Raw genomic sequence first — 17,168 nt, 5'->3', positions numbered from 1 at the left:
GCCGCGGCACCCTCCCGCAGTGCGGGCAGCAGTCCGCCAGCAGTCTGCGGTGCTGGGTGCAGGCGAAGGAGAAACCGAGCCTCCAGGACAATTGCCATCGCCCATCACTGGCAAGAAGGCACTCCGGGCAGAACCGGGATCCCCCTCCGCGGCCCCAAAGGACGTGCCGTGACACGGCCCGGCCTCCAGCACTCATGTGGAGGGCCCGTCCGTCGTAGTGCGCCAGGGTCAGGGCAGCGACTGTCTCCGGGGACGTCCCGGTGGCGTGCGCGACAGCATTGGTCTGCTGTTCGTCGAGGACGATCGTCCAGTCTGCCGGGATGCCCCTGAACTGGTTTCCTGCTCGGTGTCGGACCGGGAAGCCGAAGTGCAGCAGGACATCACCGAGTGCGGTGTCCATCCGTCTGGCCGTCGCCTCCAGCCATGAGTCCAGGGCCTCGCCGGGCAGTGGAGGCAGCCGGATCGGCAGGGTGCGGGCCGGCGTTGTCATGCGGGTCGTCGGCTCCGGGCCCGCGGACGGCTGGTCAGCCGTTTTTTCTCCAGGGCAGCCTGCAGTTCGAGGCGGGCAGCCTCGGATGCCTCGTCGTTCTTCACTCGGTCCATGAGCTCCTGGTCAAGGCGTTCGGCGCCGGTGCGAACCGCCCGCTGGCAGCTGCGGTTGATCAGCGTCATCAGCGAGCCGATGTGTCCGGTGCTGCGGGCGAAGAGGTAGTCCGACAGGTCGTCCGCGAGCATGCCGGGGTGCTTGTCGGTGAGGACGACGCGCTGTTCGAGGGCCAGCAGCATCTGCCGCCATTCCCGGCGCCCGGCCTCCGTATCGATGGTGAACGGCCGCAGCCCGAGGCGGGTGGTGCGGCGGCCGGTCTGGGCCAGAGCGGTGTCGCGCCCGTTCGTTCCCTCGCCGAACAGGCCCTTCTTCGCGAGCTCGACCCCCACCATCAGCAACGTCACCGGAAACTCGTTGGCGATCCACTTCAGGTGGTTGCTCACCTCGATGCCGCTCTTCTGTCCCCATTTCAAAAAGTGCAGATCGTCCAGAACCACCAGGCGGACATCACAGGACAGCACGCAGTCCAGCACCCGCCGTCCGAACTGGGCGGTGGTCCCCCGCGTCTGTCCGGGGTGGCCGAAGAACTCCAGCATGGCCCGGTTGAGATCCTTCATTCCAGTGTTCCCGGTCAGCCCGACCCGGCAGACGGGGATCCGCTCGTGCCCCTGGCTGGTGAACGCTCCAGACTCCTCGATCTCCCGCTGGTGGAAGTCGCGGGCGAAGGCCAGCACCGAGGTCGTCTTGCCCAGCCCCGGGAACGCGTCGACGGCCACTGCCCCTTTGGCCTTGTCGCCGTCCTGCTCGTTGCTGTCGACGATGTCCCACAGGTCTTCATGGAGCTCTGTCAGTTGCGGCGTCTTGACCGGGCCGATGTTCGCGTGCCACTGCCGCCGCTGACGGTCGTAGTCTGCTCGCGCCTGTGTGGGAAGGGACTTCAGCTGTTTTCGGCTCAGCAGGTCGGGCCGGCTGCGGCGAGGGCTCTCTGCGAACGCCTTGAAGTCCTCCTTCCGCGACAAGGCAAGACTGCCCGGCTGCGGAACGCTGCCGTCGTTCACACGTCCTCCAGGGCATCGGCGTAGAAGTCGTCCTCCCCGGCGAGGTCCTCCAGATCAGCCTCGTCGTCATCCCCGGTCTCCGTCACCACGTCGGGCTCCCGCAATTCCGCGGTCTGCTCGTCCTGGCCGAGGGCCTTGCGTACGGACGGAAGCGAGACGACCGTCTCCGCCTCACTCTCCGGAAGCTCGATGGCGGCCTGCTCGCGCGAGAGCCGCAGGGCCATGCGCCGCTCGGCGATCGTGGTGCCCAGCCCGAGATTCCACCGCTCCAACAAATCAGCGACGGCAAGCCGGTCGTCGGGAAAGCGATACTTCGAGGCCGCCAGCTGCCGGGCGAACGTCAACGCATCCTCGCTCAGCGGCATCTCAGCCGACGGCGCGTGCTCCCAGACCAGCGTGCGCCAGGCCCGAGTAGCCGGATCGCGGAAGTAGATCCGGGTGATGTCGTCGGGGTCCACCTGGAAAGGCCAGCCGTTCTTGACCGGACTGTCGTAGGGGCTACGGACTCCCGGCTCAGGCAGGCCGGGGCCGCTGTAACGGCGCCGGCCGATCTCGACCCCGTAGTGCTGGACCGTGCGCCACTTCGTCTGCAGGAACTCGTAAGCCAGGTCCCGGTCGCGGGGCGCTTCGATGTAACCCGCCCGCGCCATGCCGTGCTCGAACATCTTCGCCGGGGACATCCACAGACCCGGCAGACCCGGATCGACCAGACTGGAATGCGGCCGGCAGTGATAGACCGCCGCGGTCCACTCCCGGATGATCGCCTCAAGCTCGTCGAGGAAGAAGAACGCGTCGTCCTCCGGGCTCTCGCCCCGCGAGTGGATATCGGGCCCCTTGTAGCCGGGCAGCACCTGCAGCAGCCCTTCCCGAAGGGTCCGGAAGTAGCGCTCGACCGGCCCCTTGTCGCGGCCCGTCCGCAGCCGGGCCGGCTGGATGGAGATGCCCATCCGTCGGCAGACGCTGGTCAGATGCTCCGAGACGTAGACCTTTCCGTGGTCGACGACCAGCGTCTCGGGAACCAGAGGCGGCGAGGCCAGGCCCGGCCCGGTGGCACCTTCGACATCGACCAGGACGGTGCGAGGGATGCCGTGCTCGGGCCAGACCGCGTGCCGCGGCCAGTCCCGCCCCGCCGGCCTCGGCCGAAACGACTGGAACAGCACCGCGCTGACATCCACTGCCTTCGTCGAGACCGGCGTGAGCCGGATTCCCGTGATGCAGCGGGAGTACCAGTCCATCCCGACACTCAACTCGGCCTGCACCCACTTCAGGGTCAGCGGGTCGAACGCGAAGACGTCCAGGCGCGTGGAGTCCATCAGCAGATACTCGCCCGGCCGCGTCGGCCGCAGCTTCCCGTACGGACCTTCCGGCCGACCGGCGATATCCCGGTTGCGCTTCGTACTCAGCCGGAACAGTGGATGGCGTCGCTCCAGCTCCTCCAGCAGCCGAAACGCCGTCGCCCGACTCGGTTGCGGCACCACCCCCTCGCCGAACCGCGCGATCACCCGAGCTCGGGTCCGATCGATCACCATCGTCCGCGACGGCCGCGACTGGTCAGCGTGCTCGACCATCACCTCCACCGCGGTCTCCACCCACCGGTCATCGACCGAGATCCTTGACCGTTCTGACTGCGTCCTCCTCAGTGCAAGCCCGGCCTCACCATGCTGGAGAAACCCAGCGACCCAGCGCTCAATGGTGCGGGTCGTCACGCCAAGTTCCGCCGCCTTCGCTGCCTTCCTCGCTTCCATTGGCACTGTCGTGGCGTAGGCGGCCTTCGGCTCGTCGCCGGCCGCCAACTCCCCGCTGCCGGAGCGGTAACCGGTCAGCACCTCGCGAACGTGCCCAGCTCGCTCCAGGACCTTCTGTCTCTCCTCCACATCGAGCTGCCCTAGGACCACGGAGGCGATCTCGCCTTCGTCATCCGCAGACGGTCCCGGGCCATCAGGACTGATCACGGCACGGTCAGAGAAAAGCAGTTCCTTAAGCGACAGCCGCAGAAGCCGCCCGTGGCTATCCTTCAGAACTACTTCGTTGCCCGCCGTGGTCGCGGCCATCTCCACCACCTCGACGGATTCCCCGTCGTAGCGGAAGCGCGTACCAACTCCGACTCGAGTCGCCGCCCTGCTCACGCTGGCCTCCGCAGGATGTGCGAAGGACCGAGGGGCCGATCGAGATCGATTAGAAAAGCCTGTGTCCAGAGCAAATGGTTCATAGCGGAACGGACTTGAGGTTCTGGATGATCTGGCAGACACCCCATGACCTGCCCCAGAAGGAGCCCGTCGAGATCTGCCTCCCGCAGCGCTTCCAAAATCTCGGGGTTGAACAGCCAATCCCTGCGGTAACCCGCGAGGAACCGGATGTTCTCCAGCTCTGCGGCCGGAGGCTCACTCCAGACCTCGTACTTCCAGCCCCGCGATTCCACCGCCCTTCGGGTCCAGTCGAAGGTGAACGCCACCTCCGGCTTGGACAACCGCTGCAGCGGCTTGACGTCGACAACTACCGGCCCCTGCCTGGTGAGCAGGAGATAGTCCGGGATGTGCCGACGCACCTTCCTTTCCAGCACCGTCTGCAGCAGAAAGGGCTGGGCCACGATGGCGCGTACGGACGGATCAAAATCGGCGAAGAGCAGACGCGACAGCTCAAGTCGTGACTCGTAGATCACGTGGTCGCGCATCGTCGCCGACCAGTAGGTGCCCGAGTAGTGCTTCTGGTCCCTGTACCAGCGAAACGTCCGCCACGGACTAGCCATCTGCAGCAACGCCGGTGCCACAGAGGCCCAGGAACACTCTTCCACCCCGCCACCGTGCCCACGAAAGCTGACCGTCGCTTCCATCCCCACTCCCGAGTTGGAGTTGCCCCCTGGCAGCACGATGCTCCCGCCCAACACGCCGACGGGAGCACACCAGCAACGCTTTCACTCGAATGAGGTACGGCAGCGACCTGCGAATCTCAGCTCGGTGTCGGATCCGACTTCCATCCGACATCGAACGTGAGATTCCGACACGAAATTTGAGACCCTACACGGCTGGCGATCAGGTCTGGGCCATGTCCACGAAGCGCGAGTAGTGGCCCTGGAAGGCGACCGTGATCGTCGCCGTCGGGCCGTTACGGTGCTTGCCGACGATGATGTCCGCCTCGCCGGCGCGCGGTGACTCCTTCTCGTACGCGTCCTCGCGGTGGAGCAGGATCACCATGTCCGCGTCCTGCTCGATGGAGCCGGACTCACGGAGGTCGGAGACCATCGGCTTCTTGTCCGTGCGCTGCTCGGGGCCACGGTTCAGCTGCGAGAGCGCGATCACCGGCAGCTCCAGCTCCTTGGCCAGGAGCTTGAGGTTTCGCGACATGTCCGAGACTTCCTGCTGACGGCTCTCGGCCCGCTTGGAGCCGCCCGACTGCATGAGCTGCAGATAGTCGATGACGACGAGCTTGAGGCCGGCGCGCTGCTTGAGCCGTCGGCACTTGGCGCGGATCTCCATCATCGACAGGTTCGGGGAGTCGTCGATGTACAGCGGGGCCTGCGAGACGTCCGGCATCCGGCGGGCCAGCCGGGTCCAGTCCTCGTCGGTCATGGTGCCGGAGCGCATGTGGTGCAGCGCGACCCGGGCCTCCGCCGAGAGCAGACGCATCGCGATCTCGTTGCGCCCCATTTCGAGGGAGAAGATCACGCTGGGCAGGTTGTGCTTGATGGAACAGGCCCGGGCGAAATCGAGAGCGAGGGTCGACTTACCCATGGCGGGGCGGGCCGCGATGATGATCATCTGCCCGGGGTGCAGTCCGTTGGTGAGCTGGTCGAGATCGGTGAATCCGGTGGGAACGCCCGTCATCTCGCCGCTGCGGGAGCCGATCGCCTCGATCTCGTCGAGCGCGCCCTCCATGATGTCGCCGAGCGGCAGATAGTCCTCGGTGGTGCGCTGCTCGGTGACCGCGTAGATCTCGGCCTGGGCCGAGTTCACGATCTCGTCGACGTCGCCGTCGGCGGCGTATCCCATCTGCGTGATCTTGGTGCCGGCCTCCACGAGGCGCCGCAGCACGGCCCGCTCATGAACGATCTCGGCGTAGTACGCGGCGTTCGCCGCGGTCGGCACCGACTGGACGAGGGTGTGCAGATACGAGGCACCACCCACGCGGGTGATCTCGCCCCGCTTGGTGAGCTCCGCTCCTACGGTGATCGGGTCGGCCGGCTCACCCTTGGCGTACAGGTCGAGGATCGCCGCGTACACCGTCTCGTGGGCCGGCTTGTAGAAGTCATGGCCCTTGATGATCTCCACGACGTCCGCGATGGCGTCCTTGGACAGCAGCATGCCGCCGAGGACGGACTGCTCCGCATCGAGGTCCTGCGGGGGAACCCGCTCGAACCCCGAGAGACCACTGTCCCAGGGACCACTGTCACTACCGCGGTCATGCTGGTCCTCACGGCCTCGTCCGCGCCCGCGCCCTTCGCCGCGAGGACGGGCGACGGGCAACCGGTCGCTGGGTCCGGTGTCGGCCCAGGGGTCGTCCAAGGGCTCGGGAATGCTCACCAAGCCACCTCCTCCCGTCCGCTCCGCGGACCTAGCCGTGCCACTCTGTCGTACGCCACGGCTCGGACAAACAAGAGGCTTTGACTCCGCTTCTGGCGCGTCGTGCGCCGGACCACGGTAGGCCCGTCGGCAGCGTCAGCCAATCTGGTTATCCACAGGGCCTGTGGGTGAACGACGAGATGCTGTGGAGAACTCCCCGGAACCTGTGCACGGACCGGGGGACAGTCATGTGGACAAACTCATAACCACCCCCGAGGCGCCGCTCTGACCTGGTCTTTTTCCATCCACGGGCTGTGGGGGAGAAAAACTTTTCTCAGCCGACCAAGATCAGAACAAACGGCGCACACCCGAAGCCCTGAACCCCCTGTCCGTAAGGGCCACAGATGCATTGCGTCTCTTACCTGTGGAAGATTAGATTGGAGCGCATGACCCAGGCCCCCTCGACGACCAAGGCCGCCCGACGACGGCACGACCGAGAGATCATCTCGCTCGCCCTCCCGGCCTTCGGCGCGCTCGTTGCCGAGCCGCTCTTCCTCATGGTCGACAGCGCCATTGTCGGCCACCTCGGCACCCCCCAGCTCGCCGGTCTCGCCATCGCGGCGGCCCTGCTGTCCACCGCGGTGAGCGTCTTCGTCTTCCTCGCCTACGCCACCACGGCAGCCGTCGCCCGCCGGGTCGGGGCCGGTGACCGCCAGGCGGCGATCCGCCAGGGCATGGACGGCATCTGGCTCGCACTCCTGCTGGGCGCGGCCGTCGTCGCCGTGGCGCTCCCGACCGCCCCTTGGCTGGTCGACATCTTCGGGGCCTCCGACACCGCGTCCCCCTACGCGGTCACCTATCTCCGCATCTCCATCCTCGGCATCCCGGCGATGCTGGTCGTCCTGGCCGCCACCGGAGTCCTACGAGGACTCCAGGACACCCGCACCCCGCTGTATGTGGCCATCGCCGGCTTCGCGGCCAACGCCCTGCTGAACGTCGGCCTGGTCTACGGGGCCGACATGGGCATCGCCGGATCCGCCTGGGGCACCGTGATCGCCCAGTGCGGCATGGCCGCCGCCTACCTCGTCGTGGTCGTCCGGGGCGCCCGACGCCACGGCGCCTCCCTGCGCCCGGACGCCGCGGGCATCCGCTCCAGCGCCCAGGCGGGCGTCCCCCTCCTCGTCCGTACGCTCTCCCTGCGCGCGGTACTGATGATCGCCACCGTCGTCGCGGCCCGGCTCGGCGACGCAGATGTGGCCGCCCACCAGATCATCCTGTCCCTGTGGAGCCTGATGGCCTTCGCGCTCGACGCCATCGCCATCGCCGGTCAAGCCATCATCGGCCGCTATCTCGGCGCCGAGGACCCCGACGGCGCCCGACAGGTCTGCCGCCGCATGGTCCAGTGGGGTGTCGTCTCCGGCCTGGTCCTCGGGGCGCTCATCGTGGTCTCGCGCCCCCTGTTCATCCCGCTCTTCACCAGTGACACCACCGTCCAGAACACCCTGCTGCCGGCCTTGCTGGTCGTCGCGCTCTCCCAGCCGATCGCGGGAGTGGTGTTCGTCCTCGACGGCGTCCTGATGGGCGCGGGCGACGGCCCCTACCTGGCCTGGGCCATGCTGCTGACCCTCGCGGTATTCGCTCCGGTCGCGCTCCTCGTCCCCGTACTCGGCGGCGGGCTGACCGCGCTCTGGTGCGCGATGACGCTGATGATGACGGTCCGGTTGCTGACGCTCTGGCTGCGCTCCCGATCCGGCCGCTGGATCGTCACAGGCGCCACCCGCTGAACCATCGGCGCGTTTCACGCAAAGCGCGATGTTTCACGTGAAACGGCGGAAGGGCCGCACCCTGAGGTGCGGCCCTTCCGTACTGCTGAGAAGCAGCGTTACGCGGCGACGACCTCGACGCCGAGCTTCGCGGCAACCTCGGGGTGCAGACGCACGGACACCTGGTGCGAGCCCAGGGTCTTGATCGGCGAGCCGAGCTCGACGCGACGCTTGTCGACGTCGGGGCCACCCGCGGACTTGATCGCCGTGGCGATGTCGGCCGGGGTCACGGAGCCGAAGAGGCGGCCGGCGTCGCCGGAGCGAACGGCCAGACGCACCTTCACGCCCTCGAGCTGGGCCTTGACCTCGTTGGCCTGCTCGATGGTCGCGATCTCGTGGATCTTGCGGGCGCGGCGGATCTGCGCCACGTCCTTCTCGCCACCCTTGGTCCAGCGGATCGCGAAACCACGCGGGACCAGGTAGTTGCGAGCGTAACCGTCCTTGACGTCGACGACATCGCCGGCGGCACCGAGGCCAGAGACCTCGTGGGTGAGGATGATCTTCATTTTTCGGTCACCCTTCCCTTATCGCGCGGTGGACGTGTAGGGCAGCAGCGCCATCTCACGGCTGTTCTTGACGGCCGTGGCGACGTCACGCTGGTGCTGCGTGCAGTTGCCGGTCACGCGGCGGGCACGGATCTTGCCGCGGTCGGAAATGAACTTCCGCAGCATGTTCGTGTCCTTGTAGTCCACGTATGCGGTCTTGTCCTTGCAGAACGCGCAGACCTTCTTCTTAGGCTTGCGCACAGGCGGCTTCGCCATGGTGTTTCTCCTGTGTGATCAAGAAGTGGGGGTACGAGCTGCCCTAGAAGGGAGGCTCGTCCGAGTAGCCGCCGCCGCTGGAGTTTCCACCCCAGCCGCCTCCGCCGCCCTGCTGCTGGCCGCCGGCCGGCGCGCTGGTCGCCCACGGGTCGCTGGCGGGAGCACCGCCACCACCCTGCTGGCCACCACCGGAGCTCCCGCCCCAGTCGCCGCCGCCCTGCTGCTGACCCCCGCCGTAGCCACCCTGTCCACCACGACCGGTGGTCTTGGTGACCTTGGCCGTGGCGTTCTTGAGGCTGGGGCCGACTTCCTCGACGTCCAGCTCGTAGACCGTGCGCTTGACGCCCTCACGGTCCTCATAGGACCGCTGCTTCAGCCGGCCCTGCACGACCACGCGCATGCCTCGCTGGAGCGACTCGGCGACGTTCTCCGCCGCCTGACGCCAGACCGAGCAGGTGAGGAAGAGGCTCTCGCCGTCCTTCCACTCGTTGGTCTGACGGTCGAAGGTGCGGGGAGTGGACGCGATACGGAACTTCGCGACCGCCGCACCGGACGGGGTGAAGCGCAGCTCGGGGTCGTCGACAAGATTGCCGACGACCGTGATGACGGTCTCGCCTGCCATGGATGAACCTCTCGGCGGGATTGCTTCTGGCTGCTTACTGCTACTCGAACCCGATGACCTCTGAGCTAAATGCTCAGTGGGTCTCGGGACGGAGGACCTTGGTCCGGAGGACCGACTCGTTCAGGTTCATCTGTCGGTCGAGCTCCTTGACGACCGCAGGCTCGGCCTGCAGGTCGATGACCGAGTAGATGCCCTCGGGCTTCTTCTTGATCTCGTAGGCGAGACGACGACGGCCCCAGGTGTCGACCTTCTCGACCTTTCCGTTGCCCTCACGGACGACGGAAAGGAAGTTCTCGATCAGCGGGGAGACAGCGCGCTCCTCGAGATCGGGGTCGAGGATGACCATCACCTCGTAGTGACGCATGTGGAACCCACCTCCTTTGGACTCAGCGGCCACGGTCGTTCCGTGGCAGGAGGGTCGTGATGCGTAAGCGACGGTATCGGCCACCACTGACAATCCCCCTCAGCGAGTGAGGAGTGCTGTCGGACCCTGGATGGGCCTGGGCAGACACCGGCGCAGACCGTACAGAGTACCCGCACACCGGCTTCCGGTTGAAATCCGGTGATGGGGGGACGCAATCTGTACACAACGGATGTCGGCGGCGCCACGGATGCGCCGCCTTCCGGCAGCCACGCCAGGAGGTGCCCCATGGCACAGGCAATGCGACCCGACCCCGGACATTCCCTTCTCGCCACCGACGGCAAGCCGCACCCGCTCCAGGACACCCTGGTCGGAGTGACGCTCGTACTGGGCGCACTGGCCTTCGTCACCGCGATGTTCCATGACCTGCACCTGCTCAGCTCCTGGGCAGGGCTGATCGGGATCATCACGGGCGCGTACGGACAATTCATCTCCGTCACGACGAGGGAACGCTTCGCGCTGATCGTCGGGCTCGGCGCCGCGGGCGTGGGCTTCTTCCTCGGCATGGCCCACGGCGGTCTCTTCGGCGGTGTCCTGGGCTGACCACCGGGCGGACGACCACACCAATCGGGGCACTCCCCGGCCGCAGTAGGCTTCGGCGCGAGAGCCGGAGCCCCTGTACCGATGGGGACACACCTGCCGAGGAGCGCCCCGCATGAGCCTGACCCTTCGGACCATCAGCCGTGAGCAGCATCTGGCATTCATCCAGAGCCAGCCCTCGGCGAGCCACTGCCAGGTTCCGGCATGGGCTGATGTGAAGACCGAGTGGCGCTCGGAGAACCTGGGTTGGTTCGACAAGGCCGGCGAGCTCGTCGGCGCGGGTCTGGTGCTCTACCGCCAGCTCCCCAAGATCAAGCGGTACCTCGCGTACCTGCCCGAGGGCCCGGTCATCAACTGGTACGCCCCCAACCTCGACGACTGGCTGCAGCCGATGCTCGCGCATCTCAAGCAGCAGGGCGCCTTCTCCGTGAAGATGGGCCCGCCCGTCGTCATCCGACGGTGGGACTCGGCCGCCATCAAGTCCGGCATCCAGGACCCGGACGTGAAGCGCCTGAAGGACGTCGAGGCCACCCACGTCGAGCCGCGCGCCTTCGAAGTAGCCGACCGGCTGCGGAAGATGGGCTGGCAGCAGGGCGAGGACGGCGGCGCCGGCTTCGGCGACGTGCAGCCCCGCTACGTGTTCCAGGTGCCGCTCGCCAACCGCTCGCTGGACGATGTCCTCAAGGGCTTCAACCAGCTCTGGCGCCGCAACATCAAGAAGGCCGAGAAGGCCGGTGTCGAGGTCGTCCAGGGCGGCTACGAGGACCTGGCCGAGTGGCAGCGCCTGTACGAGATCACCGCGGTCCGTGACCACTTCCGGCCGCGTCCGCTCTCCTACTTCCAGCGCATGTGGACCGTCCTCAACAACGAGGACCCCAACCGCATGCGGCTGTACTTCGCGCGCCACGACGGGGTGAACCTCTCCGCCGCCACCATGCTCGTGGTCGGCGGACACGTCTGGTACTCCTACGGAGCCTCCGACAACATCGGCCGTGAGGTCAGGCCCTCGAACGCGATGCAGTGGCGGATGCTGCGCGACGCCTACGCGATGGGCGCGACCGTCTACGACCTGCGCGGCATCTCGGACTCGCTCGACGAGACCGACCACCTCTTCGGCCTGATCCAGTTCAAGGTGGGCACGGGCGGCGAGGCCGTGGAGTACGTCGGCGAGTGGGACTTCCCGCTCAACAAGCTCCTGCACAAGGCGCTCGACATCTACATGTCGCGCCGCTGACGCCCGTGCCGACGGTTGCGTAGTCTCGTACGTAATCTCGTCGGTGTCGTACATACCTCTGATACACCGCAGCCACCAGAAAGGTTCCGGGCCGGCCATGGCGCTCTCCCTCTACGTCGACACCGCTCGCTGGCGGGCGCACCAGAAGACCGTGATCGATCAGTTCCCCGGACTGGTCCCGGTCTGCAAGGGCAATGGCTACGGTTTCGGCCATGAGCGGCTGGCCGACGAGGCCGCCCGGTTCGGCTCGGACATGCTCGCCGTCGGCACCACGTACGAGGCGGCGAGGATCAAGGACTGGTTCGGCGGCGATCTGCTGGTCCTCACCCCCTTCCGGCGGGGCGAGGAGCCGGTGCCCCTGCCGGACCGGGTGATCCGCTCCGTGTCCTCCGTCGACGGTGTGCACGCCCTGGTGGGCGCCCGGGTCGTCATCGAGTGCATGAGCTCGATGAAGCGCCACGGCGTTCGCGAGGAGGACCTCGGCAAGCTGCACGCCGCCATCGAGGACGTACGGCTCGAAGGTTTCGCCCTGCACCTTCCCCTGGACCGCACGGACGGCACGGACGCGGTGGAGGAGGTCATCGGCTGGATGGACCGGCTGCGGGCCGCCCGGCTGCCCCTGCACACCATGTTCGTGAGCCATCTGCGGGCCGAGGAGCAGACGCGGCTTCAGCAGCAGTTCCCGCAGACCCGGTTCAGGGCCCGGATCGGCACGCGGCTGTGGCTGGGCGACCACGAGGCGACCGAGTACCGCGGCTCAGTCCTCGACGTCACCCGCGTGGCCAAGGGCGACCGGTTCGGCTACCGCCAGCAGAAGGCCGCCTCGGACGGCTGGCTGGTGGTCGTCGCCGGAGGCACGTCGCACGGGGTGGGTCTGGAGGCTCCCAAGGCGATGCACGGCGTGATGCCGCGCGCGAAGGGCGTGGCCCGCGCCGGCCTGGCGACCGTGAACCGGAACCTTTCGCCGTTCGTCTGGGCCGGCAAGCAGCGCTGGTTCGCCGAGCCGCCGCACATGCAGGTCTCGATCCTGTTCGTCCCGTCCGACGCCCAGGAGCCGAAGGTCGGTGACGAGCTGGTGGCCCATCTGCGGCACACGACGACCCAGTTCGACCGACTCGTCGAGCGCTGAGGCTCTGAGGCTCTGAGAACGCGCTGAGCCCCCGGGGCCCGCCCCCGGGGGCGGCTACCCCCGGACCGCGCCCCACTCCACCCGCGGTCCCTCCACGGCCGACGCCGCGTGCCGGGCCGGGTGGGCCGCCCTGCCCATGACGAAGACGTCCTCCGCGCCGTCCAGGACGCCCCCGGAGGGATCGTCGGAGCCGTCCTGCCGCACGACGTCCCGCTCGGGCGCCAGGATGTCGCGGACGACGACCGCGCACAGGAACAGCGTGCCGAGCAGATGCAGGATGACGGCGAAGTGGTAGCCGTCCGTCGGCAGGCCCTGCTTGTTGCCGCTGGTGGTGAAGGCCAGGTACATCCAGATGCCCAGGAAGTACATGACCTCGCACGCCTGCCAGATCAGGAAGTCGCGCCAGCGCGGCCTGGCCAGCGCGGCGAGGGGGATGAGCCACAGGACGTACTGCGGCGAGTAGACCTTGTTGACCAGGACGAACGCGGCCACGACCAGGAAGGCGAGCTGCGCGAAGCGGGGCCGACGGGGAGCCGTGAGCGCCAGGACGGCGATACCGGCACACGCCAGCAGCATCAGCACCGCCGCGAAGACGTTGGCCGTCTCCGGCGGGATCGGCTCACCGGTGCGCTGGCTGACCAGCAGCCACAGGGAACCGAAGTCGATGTTCCGTTCGCTGCTGAAGGTGTAGAACTGCTTCCACCCCTCGGGCGCGAGCAGCATCACCGGCAGGTTCACCACGAGCCAGGCGCCGGCCGCGCCGAGCAGGGAGGCGCTGAACTCCCGCCATTTACCGGCCCGGCAGCAGAGCAGCAGCAGCGCGCCGAGCAGGAAGACCGGGTACAGCTTCGCCGCCGTGGCCAGGCCGATGAGGATGCCGAACGCGAGAGGCCGGCCGCGTGACCACATCAGGACGGCGACGGCCGTCAGGGCCACGGCCAGCAGATCCCAGTTGATGGTGGCGGTGAGCGCGAACGCGGGCGCCAGGGCGACGAGCAGGCCGTCCCAGGGCCGGCGACGATGGGTCCGGGCGACACAGACCGCCATGACGGCGGCGCAGACCATCAGCATGGCCGAGTTGATCATCCAGTACGTCTGCTCGCGGTGCATCATGTCGCCGCCGTCCGGCGTCAGCCAGGCCGCGACCTCCATGAACAGCCCGGTGAGAACCGGATACTCCAGGAACTCTATGTCGCCGCTCAGCCGGTCGAAGTACGGGACCAGGCCCTCGGCGAAGCCCCGGCCCACGAAGAGATGCGGGATGTCCGAGTAGCAGGCGTGGGTGTACTGGGAGGTGGAGCCGCGGAACCAGGCCCAGTCGTAACACGGGATCTTCTGCACCATGCCGAGCGCAAACATCCCGATGGCCACCAGTGCGATCACCCGCACCGGCGTGAGGGCGCTGGTGCCGAGCAGGGCCCGGCGGCCGACCGGCCCGCCGATCAGTTCGCTGCCCGCCGCGGCCACTTCGTCCCGGTGGGTGGGACACACCACCGCCCGGTCCCGCGACCGGTCCTGCTGCGGACTCGTCTTCTGGAGGCTCGGCATGGGTGACATCCTGCCGTACGTACCTGGGGAAACGGCGAGGGCCGCCACACCCGACGCGTACGAAGGTACGGATCGGGTGCGGCGGCCCTCAGGATGCTGTCGGCGCTACCTGCGACGGATCAGCCGCCGAGCCAGCCGGTGCCCCCATTGGGTCTGCCGGCGCCACCATTGTCGTCGGTGGCCGTCGGCGTGGGTGTCGTGGGCGTCCCACCGGTCGCGCCGCCCTCAGTGGTCCCGCCGTTCTCGTTGCCCTCGGTGGTGCCGCCGTCCTGGCCGCCGTCGGTGTTGCACGGCCAGTCCCACACGTCACAGGTCTTCTCCGGGTCCGGCGTCTTGCTGGGCGTGGAGGACGGTGTCGACGAGGGGGTGGACGACGGGGTCTGGGACGGGGTGACCGAAGGCGTCGGCGTCGGGCTGGTGAGGCCGCCGCCCCAGACGGACTCGGCGTCGGTCAGCTCCTCCGGCTCCGGGAAGGACTCCGGCTCCATGCCCTGGAGGGCATCGGTCATGTAGTCGTTCCAGATCCGCGAGGGGAACGACGAACCGTGGATCTTGGGCTGGGCACCGGTGCCGAACATGGACTCGAACTTGCGCGCGGTGTTGCTCTCGTCGTCGTCGAAGCGGTACATGTCGATCGCCGTCGAGAGCTGCGGGGTGTACCCCACGAACCAGGCGGAGTTGTTGCCGTCGGTGGTACCCGTCTTGCCGGCCACGTCGCGGCCCGGGATGGCGGCCTTGCGGCCGGTGCCCTTCGGGTTCTCGACCACGTCGCGCAGGACGTCGGTGACGTTGCTCGCGATGGCCGTGGAGAAGGCCCGCTCGGGCTTCGCCTTGTGCTCGTAGATGACCTCCCCCTTCTTCTTGACCTGGGTGACGGAGTACGGATCGTTGCGCTCGCCGTTGTTCGCGAAGGTGGCGTAGGCGCCGGCCATACGGATCGCGCTCGGGTCGGAGATACCGAGGGAGAACGACGGCACGTTGGCCTTCACCAGGGAGCTCTCCCGCAGGCCGGCCTTGACGGCCGTCTCACGGACCTTGTCGATGCCGATGTCCATGCCCAGCTGGACGTAAGGCGAGTTCGCCGAGCGGATCATGGCCTCACGCAGGCTCATGGGGCCGTAGCTGGCGTCGTCGTCATTGACCTGTTCCCACTCGTTGCCGTTCTGGTCGCGCCAGATCGTGCCGTCGTAGTTCTTGATCTTCAGCTTGTTCTTGCCGGAGTAACGGCTCTTGTCAGGATCGACGATCCTGCGGGTGCTGGGATCCCGAGGGTCCCGTACGCCGTACTCCATCGCCGCGGCCAGCACGAACGGCTTGAAGGTCGATCCGACCTGCGCACCGGTCTGGTCGGCGTTGTTGGTGAAGTGCTTGGTGGCGTCGGCGCCGCCGTAGATGGCGACGATCTTGCCCGTCTTGGGGTCGACCGAGGCGCCGCCGAACTGGACGTGGGTGTCCGTCTTCGGCCGCTTCTCTGGGTCGATGTACTCCTTATAGATCTTCTTGACGGACTCTTCGAGCGCGTTGACCTTCTTCTTGTCGAAGGTCGTGTGGATCTCGTAGCCGCCCTCGGAAAGATCCTTCTCGTCGATCCCCCGATCGTTGCTGTTGAGGAAGTTGGCCTTGGCCGTGCTCACCAGATAGCCGATCTGGCCGGTCAGCGCCGCGTTCTTCTTCGGCGGCTGGACCTTGGGGAAGTCCGGGTACTTCGCGCGCTCCTCGGGCGAGAGGTGGCCGTCGTTGACCATTTCGCCGAGGATCCACCGCCACCGCTTCTCAGCGCGGTCGCGGTTCGCCTGCGGCGTCGCAGCCGGGTCGATCTCCGTCGAGCCCGCCGGATCGTAGTAGGTCGCGCCCTTGAGCAACGAGGCGAGGAAGGCGGACTCGCTGACGTTGAGATGCCGGGCGTCCTTGCCGAAGTACGTACGGGCCGCGGCCTGGATACCGTAGGCACCGCGTCCGTAGTACGCAGTGTTCAGATAACCCGCCATGATCTCGGGCTTCTCCATATCGGTACCGACCTTTATGGAAATGAAGAGCTCCTTCACCTTTCGGCTCAGGGTCTGCGACTGGTCAGCCAGCAGATTGTTCTTCACGTACTGCTGGGTGATGGTCGAACCACCCTGGGTCTCTCCGCCCTTGGCCATGTTCCACACGGCGCGACCGATGCCCATCGGGTCGATGCCGGAGTCCTCCCGGAACGTCTTGTTCTCAGCCGAGATGACCGCGTTCTGCATGTGCACAGGGATCTGGTCGAGGCCGATGATCTGGCGGTTGACCTCACCACCGGTCGCGGCCATCTGGCTGCCGTCAGCCCAGTAGTAGACGTTGTTCTGCGCCTTGGCGGCCAGGTCCTCGTTGGGGACGCCCACCACGGCGTAGCCGATCGTCGCCGCGCCCATCAGGCTGCCCATGAACGCCAGGAACAGCCCCGTCACGAGCTTCCAGGAGGGCACCCAGCGGCGCCAGCCGTACTTGCCGTACCGCGGGTAGTCGATCAGCCTCTTCTTGCCCGGGGGCCTGCCCCCGCGGCCCCGGCCCGGTCCACTCTCGTGGCCGCCGCCCCCACCGCCACGCCGGCCGCTCCCGTGACCGCCCGCACCACCGCCGTCGGGGGCGCGCCGACGGCCGCCTCTCTGTGCGGCGCGACGGGCCTCGGCCCGTCCACCGTAGGGGCGCTCCTCCTCGTACCCGGACGAAGGGGATCCCATATCGACATCCCGCGCCTGGGCCGACCTGCGGCCCATGGGCTGCTGGGCAGCGCGTCGGGCCGCCGCGCGGCCGCCACTCGGCGGCTGCGATTGCGGCATCTTGCGACGGTGCTCGCTCATCGAACGACTACTCCTCGGGCAGGCGCGTACGCCTGGAAGCGGCAGTTGAGTTCCGGTCCCCCCGAAATGCGCACGGACGAGCCCCATGGAAGGCCCCTCCGTACCGCAGCCGGTCACCCGCAGCACTGACGCCCTGCGGCGTCGCTTGGTTCCCGGTGGTC

14 protein-coding genes and 1 pseudogene are annotated in these 17,168 nt (G+C 67.6%); 4 read left to right on the top strand and 11 right to left on the bottom strand.

The genetic code is table 11. The features are described 5' to 3' along the window. Positions 1–97 precede the first annotated feature (97 nt). The 5 genes and pseudogenes from ABZY12_RS05200 to dnaB form a co-directional block, all read right to left on the bottom strand. Positions 98–490, bottom strand: a pseudogene (locus ABZY12_RS05200) (TniQ family protein); the annotation flags it as partial. Further along, a complete protein-coding gene (locus ABZY12_RS05195) occupies positions 487–1,605 on the bottom strand; it encodes an AAA family ATPase (RefSeq protein ID WP_356887296.1) in 1,119 nt (372 codons plus the stop codon). The gene ABZY12_RS05195 and the pseudogene ABZY12_RS05200, both read right to left, overlap by 4 nt. Next, positions 1,602–3,731 (bottom strand): transposase, encoded by a 2,130-nt coding sequence (locus ABZY12_RS05190; RefSeq protein ID WP_356887294.1) that lies wholly within the window; start codon positions 3,729–3,731, stop codon positions 1,602–1,604. The genes ABZY12_RS05195 and ABZY12_RS05190 overlap by 4 nt, the downstream gene beginning before the upstream one ends. After that, positions 3,728–4,435 (bottom strand): TnsA-like heteromeric transposase endonuclease subunit, encoded by a 708-nt coding sequence (locus tag ABZY12_RS05185; protein ID WP_356887292.1) that lies wholly within the window; start codon positions 4,433–4,435, stop codon positions 3,728–3,730. Before ABZY12_RS05185 ends, ABZY12_RS05190 begins: the two co-directional genes overlap by 4 nt. A 199-nt stretch (positions 4,436–4,634) precedes the next feature. Next, the gene (dnaB, locus tag ABZY12_RS05180; protein ID WP_356887290.1) at positions 4,635–6,122 is read right to left on the bottom strand and encodes a replicative DNA helicase; all 1,488 of its coding nucleotides are present in this window, start codon (positions 6,120–6,122) and stop codon (positions 4,635–4,637) included. A 425-nt stretch (positions 6,123–6,547) separates the two neighbouring features. Here dnaB and ABZY12_RS05175 point away from each other — a divergent pair, with 425 nt between their 5' ends. After that, positions 6,548–7,885 (top strand): MATE family efflux transporter, encoded by a 1,338-nt coding sequence (locus ABZY12_RS05175; RefSeq protein ID WP_356887288.1) that lies wholly within the window; start codon positions 6,548–6,550, stop codon positions 7,883–7,885. A gap of 98 nt (positions 7,886–7,983) precedes the next feature. Here ABZY12_RS05175 and rplI read toward each other — a convergent pair whose 3' ends face one another. The 4 genes from rplI to rpsF form a co-directional block, all read right to left on the bottom strand. Next, on the bottom strand, positions 7,984–8,430 hold the full coding sequence (gene rplI / locus ABZY12_RS05170; protein ID WP_356887286.1) for a 50S ribosomal protein L9: 447 nt from the start codon (positions 8,428–8,430) through the stop codon (positions 7,984–7,986). 18 nt (positions 8,431–8,448) lie between these two features. Next, on the bottom strand, positions 8,449–8,685 hold the full coding sequence (gene rpsR, locus ABZY12_RS05165) for a 30S ribosomal protein S18 (protein ID WP_005315025.1): 237 nt from the start codon (positions 8,683–8,685) through the stop codon (positions 8,449–8,451). Positions 8,686–8,728: 43 nt separating this feature from the next. Continuing rightward, positions 8,729–9,307, bottom strand: a complete 579-nt coding sequence (locus ABZY12_RS05160) for a single-stranded DNA-binding protein (RefSeq protein WP_356887284.1) — start codon at positions 9,305–9,307, stop codon at positions 8,729–8,731. Positions 9,308–9,380: 73 nt separating this feature from the next. Continuing rightward, positions 9,381–9,671, bottom strand: coding sequence for a 30S ribosomal protein S6 (gene rpsF / locus ABZY12_RS05155; protein WP_004950685.1), 291 nt, complete (start codon positions 9,669–9,671; stop codon positions 9,381–9,383). Positions 9,672–9,956: 285 nt separating this feature from the next. Here rpsF and ABZY12_RS05150 point away from each other — a divergent pair, with 285 nt between their 5' ends. From ABZY12_RS05150 to ABZY12_RS05140, 3 genes are all read left to right on the top strand, one after another. Beyond that, a complete protein-coding gene (locus tag ABZY12_RS05150; protein ID WP_356887282.1) occupies positions 9,957–10,271 on the top strand; it encodes a hypothetical protein in 315 nt (104 codons plus the stop codon). Between the two features lie 112 nt (positions 10,272–10,383). Then, entirely contained in the window at positions 10,384–11,502 is a 1,119-nt protein-coding gene (locus tag ABZY12_RS05145) for a peptidoglycan bridge formation glycyltransferase FemA/FemB family protein (protein WP_356887280.1), read from the top strand. 97 nt (positions 11,503–11,599) lie between these two features. After that, positions 11,600–12,631, top strand: a complete 1,032-nt coding sequence (locus ABZY12_RS05140; RefSeq protein ID WP_356887278.1) for an alanine racemase — start codon at positions 11,600–11,602, stop codon at positions 12,629–12,631. A gap of 54 nt (positions 12,632–12,685) precedes the next feature. Here the strand turns inward: ABZY12_RS05140 and ABZY12_RS05135 are convergent, their stop codons facing one another. Further along, positions 12,686–14,179, bottom strand: coding sequence for a glycosyltransferase 87 family protein (locus ABZY12_RS05135; RefSeq protein ID WP_356887276.1), 1,494 nt, complete (start codon positions 14,177–14,179; stop codon positions 12,686–12,688). 119 nt (positions 14,180–14,298) lie between these two features. Further along, complete coding sequence (locus tag ABZY12_RS05130; RefSeq protein ID WP_356887274.1) at positions 14,299–17,007, bottom strand: transglycosylase domain-containing protein; 2,709 nt, start codon at positions 17,005–17,007, stop codon at positions 14,299–14,301. Between the last annotated feature and the right edge of the window lie 161 nt (positions 17,008–17,168).

This window comes from Streptomyces sp. NPDC006551 (genome assembly GCF_040611675.1).
Taxonomy (GTDB): domain Bacteria; phylum Actinomycetota; class Actinomycetes; order Streptomycetales; family Streptomycetaceae; genus Streptomyces.
The sequence above is the reverse complement of the archived record's forward strand: the minus strand, read 5'-3'. Positions and strand labels throughout refer to the sequence as shown.